Source organism: Arhodomonas sp. KWT (assembly GCF_010993615.1).
On the sequence record NZ_WNXE01000162.1, the window covers coordinates 1 to 5,313 of the forward strand.

The 5,313-nt window shown below is 69.7% G+C and carries 6 protein-coding genes; all 6 read right to left on the reverse strand.

Features of this window, described 5'->3' with window-relative positions:
* Nucleotides 1-145 precede the first annotated feature (145 nt).
* Nucleotides 146-1,495 (reverse strand): OmpP1/FadL family transporter, encoded by a 1,350-nt coding sequence (locus G7A99_RS15675; protein WP_163141808.1) that lies wholly within the window; start codon nt 1,493-1,495, stop codon nt 146-148.
* A 195-nt stretch (nt 1,496-1,690) separates the two neighbouring features.
* On the reverse strand, nt 1,691-2,689 hold the full coding sequence (locus G7A99_RS15680) for a hypothetical protein (protein ID WP_163141811.1): 999 nt from the start codon (nt 2,687-2,689) through the stop codon (nt 1,691-1,693).
* Nucleotides 2,690-2,787: 98 nt separating this feature from the next.
* On the reverse strand, nt 2,788-3,279 hold the full coding sequence (locus tag G7A99_RS15685) for a dihydrofolate reductase (RefSeq protein WP_240466304.1): 492 nt from the start codon (nt 3,277-3,279) through the stop codon (nt 2,788-2,790).
* Nucleotides 3,280-3,322: 43 nt separating this feature from the next.
* Complete coding sequence (locus G7A99_RS15690) at nt 3,323-3,949, reverse strand: malonic semialdehyde reductase (RefSeq protein ID WP_163141817.1); 627 nt, start codon at nt 3,947-3,949, stop codon at nt 3,323-3,325.
* Nucleotides 3,950-4,006: 57 nt separating this feature from the next.
* Complete coding sequence (locus tag G7A99_RS15695) at nt 4,007-4,579, reverse strand: flavin reductase family protein (RefSeq protein WP_240466305.1); 573 nt, start codon at nt 4,577-4,579, stop codon at nt 4,007-4,009.
* A 5-nt stretch (nt 4,580-4,584) separates the two neighbouring features.
* On the reverse strand, nt 4,585-5,313 hold a 729-nt coding region (locus G7A99_RS15700), incomplete at its 5' end, for an LLM class flavin-dependent oxidoreductase (RefSeq protein WP_163141823.1).

Sequence of the window (5,313 nt, forward strand, 5' to 3'; positions counted from 1 at the left end):
GCCATCGAGTTCCTTCTCGACAAGCTCAAGGACACCAAGACCAACAGCGAGTTCTTCGATTACATGAAGCGCTGAGCCGGTATCCGGATGCCGTCATGAAAAGGGCCGCCCCGCATCGGCGGGGCGGCCCTTTTTCGTCGCGGGCTCAGAAGCGGTAGTCGGCGGAGACGGCGAAGACGTTCGCCGTGCCCTCGTAGGTGCCCGAGAGGTTGCCGCGGGATTCGTCCTCGAGGTTGACGTCGCCGTCGTCGAAGAAGATGTGCATCCATGCGCCGGTGATCGATAGCCGCTCGGTGGGCGAGAACGTCGCGCCGGCCGACAGCCAGCGCCGGTCCACATCCGGCACCCGCGGCGTGCGGTGCCGGGCGTTCGGCACCGGGGACTCGTCCATGCCGATACCGCCGCGCAGCGTCCAGCGGCCGGTGAGCGCGTAGCTCGCGCCCGTGGACAGCGCCCAGGTGTTCTCCCAGTTCTCCTCGGTCACGCTGTTCGGGGTGTTGTCGCCGAACCGGACCACCAGCTCGTCAAAGCTGCTCCACTCTGTCCACTCGGCGTTGAACATCAGCGCCAGGCGGTCGGTGGCCTGGTGGTAGATGCCCAGGTTCAGGCTCGCCGGCGTCGTGAGATCCGCTTTACCGGAGGTGTCGGTGAACTGCCCCCCGGCCTGGGCGTTGGCGAGGATGGCCCGTGACGTGGCGTCGGTGGCGCTGAACTCGGCGTCCCCCTTCAGGGTGAGGTCCACCTTGGAGCGGTAGCTAACGCCCACCCGGGTGCGGTCGGTAACCTGGAACAGCGCGCCGAGGGTGTAGCCCACGCCCCAGTCGTCGCCGGTGACCTCGGCGAAGCCGTCGTGCTGGCCCGGCTGGGCAGGGCTCGACAGGCCGCCCAGGTCCAGCGCGTTGGACAGGGTCGCGTCGGCGTACTGTACCCGCAGGCCGCCGGCGAGCGAGAGCCGATCGGTGACGCGGAAGTTCAGGGTCGGCTGGATATCGACGACCTTCAGGTCCGTCTCCAGGGCCTGGTAGCGTCCGATCCAGTCATGGTCGTAATCGGTGGACAGACCGTACGGCGAGTAGACGGCGAGGCCCGCGTCCAGCGAGTCGCTGAGCTGGGTCTTGACGGCGAAGGAGGGGACCAGGGCGGTCTCGCCACTATTGCCCTTGCTGCCGTCGTAGGGGGTGCCGTCGTCGGGGCCGTTGAGCGGGACCCTGTATGGCGAGGCCCGTCCATCGTTCATGTCGAACTCGGCGTCGATGTAGGCCAGGCTGCCGGCGACCTGGGTGCCGTCGATGTTGCCCAGCGCCGCCGGGTTGTAGGCCATGAAGCTGACGTCCTCTGCGCCGGCGGCGGCGCTGGCGAGGGAGTTGGCGAGGGCCTTGGCGCTCTGCTCTCGGATCTGGAAACCTGTGGCGTGGACGCTCGCCGCCGCACCGGCGAGCGTGAGCGCCGAGGTGGCGATAATCAGGCGATTGGCGCCTCGATGACGGGCGGACATGGGCTCTCCTCCTGGTGCTCTGACTTGTAGTCGTGGTGCCGGGGGCGGGCCCGTGTGGCCGTCGCGTTAAGCATGCCCCCTTTTGCAGGGAAAATAGGCGGGCTGTCCGTCCGCGTCAATACGCCGGCGTATGGAAAGGCCGGAAAAGAACGCACCGGGCCTCGGCCCGGTGCGCTTGGCGGGTCCGGCTTGGTGTCAGCCGGCCGGCGGAAGGACGAAGTCCTGCGCCTGCGGTGCCTTGCCGGAGCTGCGCTCGAGCAGCAGCAGGCCGTTGGCCGTGCGGCCCTGAACCGTGAGCGTACCGACGGTCTCTCCGGGGATCCACGCGACCGGGGTACCACCCTGGCGCAGCACCCGTCCGTCCTCATGGACGGTGAGCTCGCTGCCGGTGGCGAACCGGGCGCCTTCGGGGTCCATGACCCAGCGGCCGTCGCCGGTGCTGCGCACGTGGAAGATGCGGGGGGCGAGGCGGAGACGCTCGATGGCATGGAGGTAGACGCTGTCCGCGAGGGCGGCGAGGCTTTGCTCGGCGGCGCCGCCGTCGGTGGCCGGCAGGGTGATCCGGTAGGCCGGGTAGCGGACGCCGAGATCGAGGTCCACCAGGCTCACGGTCAGCGGCAGCTGACCGCCGCGGGCCGCGGCACCCTCAATGAGCGCCACCATTCGGGCGCCGGAGGCGGCGGCCACCGCCGGGCCGCACTCGGCGAGGGTGTCCAGCGAGCACTCGACGCCGTCCAGGGCCTGCCGCAGGCGCTGCTGGCTGACCGCGGCCAGTGGGTATTCCCCGGCGACGCGGGTCATCGCCGCATAGGCGCGGGTTGCCGCGAGGTCCGAGGCATTGGGGAATAGCAGCGCCACGCCGGGGCCTGTTTCGGTGGCGTCGGCCTGGCCGCGTGGCGCCGCCGTGCCACGGCGCTGGCGCAGGTCGGCACGCAGGCGCGCGAGCTCCTGCTGCAACCGGCGGGTGTCCGCGCCACCGGATGACGCGGCGTCCTTGCCGAAGATCAGCTCGCTGACGGACGGAATGGCGCCGTCCTTGAGGTCGGCCTTGTGCGCCTCCGTGTCCAGGGGGTCGTAGTCGCTGGGCAGTGCCCCCGGCTCGGTGTGTCTCTGGCGGGTGGATTCCGTGTTCGCGCAGCCACCGGCCATCAGGACGGCGACGACGAGGGCGGCGAGCAGGAGGGAGCGCACCATGGATCTGTTCCTCAAACGTCTCGGTTGGGTCTGTCCCGGGCGGAGCCGGGTGGCACCGGTTCGCGCGCCAGCATAGGCAAGCACCGTGAGCACTGCAATCAATCGCGTTCCAGGCGCTGGAAGGTCAGCGGCCACGGGTTGTCGGCGTCGGCCCCCCGGTGCCGCTCGTCGACGACCCGCCAGCCGGCTTCGAGCGCGGGGAAGCGGGTGTCCCCGTCGAGCTCGGTGTCGATCACGGTGAGCTCGATGCGCCGGGCGCGGGGCAGGAACAGGGCATAGATCTCGGCGCCGCCGATGATCATGACCTCGGGAACGTCGCCGGCCGCCGCCAGGGCGGATTCGGCGGAACCGGCCACCGTGCAGCCGGGGGCCGTGAACGCCGGGTCGCGGCTCATCACGATGTTATGCCTCTTCGGCAACGCCCGGCCGATGTCGTCGTGGTTGCGCCGGCCCATGACCACCGGCTTGCCGCGGGTGTGCGCCACGAAGTGGCGCATGTCCGCGGGCAGCTGCCAGGGCAGCGAGCCGCTCGCGCCGATCACGCGGTTGCGCGTCATCGCCGCGATCAGTGTCACCAGGGGCGTGCTCATGACGGCCATTGTACCGTCGGCGGCGGCGTTCGGCACGCCTGCCTCACTCGATGCGGCAGGCCTCGTCGAAGGCCGGACGCGGGTTGCGTGAATACACGGTGTCCGGGTCGCCGTAGCCGATGTTGCACAGGAAGTTGGTGCGGATACTGGTGCCGGCGAAGAAGGCCTCGTCCACCATTGCCGGGTCGAAGCCGGACATCGGCCCGCAGTCGAGCCCGAGGGCCCGTGCGGCGATGATCAGGTATGCCCCCTGGAGGCTGCCGTTGCGGAACGCCGTGGTTTCCGCGAAGGCCGGGCTGTCGCGGAACAGCCCGCTGACGTCCTTGTGCGGGTTCAGCCAGGGCAGCCATTCCCAGAAGCGCAGGTCGTGGGCGACGATGGCCGTGACCGGGGCGGACAGGGTCTTGTCGACGTTGCTCTTCATCAGCGCCGGCGCCAGCCGTTCCTTGGCCTCGGGCGAGCGTACGAACACGACCCGCATCGGGCAGCCGTTGAAGCTGGTCGGTCCCATGGTGGCGAGGGCATGCATCTCGCGGAGCTGTTCGTCGGTGACCGGCCGGTCGAGCCAGCCGTTGTAGGTCCGTGCCTCGCGGAAGATCCGGTCCAGGGCCGCGTCGTCGAGCGCCGGTGTTGCCGTCGTGTGTCCGGGCGCCGCATGCTCTCGCTGCATGGCGTTCTCCTCGCCTCTCGGGTGGGTGTGGCGGATGTGCCGGCGAGCGCCGTGCGCTCAGCGTCCGTCCGGTGCCGGCGTCGTGCTGGTGACGAAGTGACCGTCGCGGTAGAGCAGCGGCGAGCTCTCGCCGCTGCCCGTGGTCGCGACCACGTCGCCGACGATGATGCCATGCGTGCCCTCCTCGTGGACATGTACGGCCCGGCAGTCGAAGCCGACGAGGGCGTCCTCGAGCACCGGCGCACCGGTGCGCAACCGTGTCCAGCGGCCCTCGTCGAAACGTGCCCTGCCGCGGCAGGCGGCATCGCCGGAGGCGAAACGCATGGCGAGCGCTTCGTGCTGCGAGGCGAGGACGTTGAGGGCCAGCACGCGGGCATCGGCGATCACCGGGTAGGTGCTGCTGTCGCGGTTGACGCAGACCAGCATCCGGGGTGGGTTCGCGCTCAGCGAGCAGAACGAGGTTACCGTCAGCCCCGCGGGGCCGTCCGGCCCCCGGGTCGTCGCCAGTGCCACCGGCGCGGCGATGCCGCGCATGCCGCCGCGGAACTCGGCGGCATCGACGAACTGGCTGAAGGTCTCGCCCGCGATCACCGCCGACAGTGCCGCCATGGCGGTGTGGGTATCGTGCATGGCAGTCATGCCGCACTGGCCACGGGCAGTCGCAGGCCTCGGTCCTCGAGGCGCGGCAGGACCTCGTCGCGGAAGTAGGGGAACTCCTCGACGTAGTCCACGAACGCCAGCGTGGTCCCCGCGAACCCGGTCTCGTAGAGACGCTGGATGCCGTCGGCGACGGTGTCCGGGTCGCCGACCAGCGGGTAGCCGCCGTGGCCCCCGGCCATGCGGTCGCGCAGCAACCGGATTACCTCCTTGGGAAAGGACTCGGCGTGGGCGAACATCAGGTTGATGATGTTGTCCACCGCCTCCCAGTCGGCGTTCTCCTGGGAGTAGTAGTGGTGGTATTCCTCCGCCTCCTTGTTGGTCGGCCGGCAGACCACGTAGGAGAGGGTGAACAGCCCCAGGTTGCGCCCGACGGCGGCCGCCTGCCCCTTGATCGCGGCGATCTCCTCCCTGGACTTGTCCAGGTCGATGGCCGGGGTGAACAGGTAGTCGGCGTTGCGCACGGCGAAGTCACGGCCGTGCTGGGAGCCGGCGGCGTTGAAGATCGGCACCTTGTCGGTTTTCGGCAGCGGCAGGCTGTAGGTCCCCTTGAGCTGGTAGAACTCGCCATCCCAGTCGAACGGCTCGGTCTCGGTCCAGAGTTTGCGGGCGATATCGAACCACTCCTGGCCGAAGCGGTAACGGGTCTCGTGGTCGTCCGGCATGGTCATGCCGAGGGCGTCGTACTCCGGCTTGTTCCAGCCGCA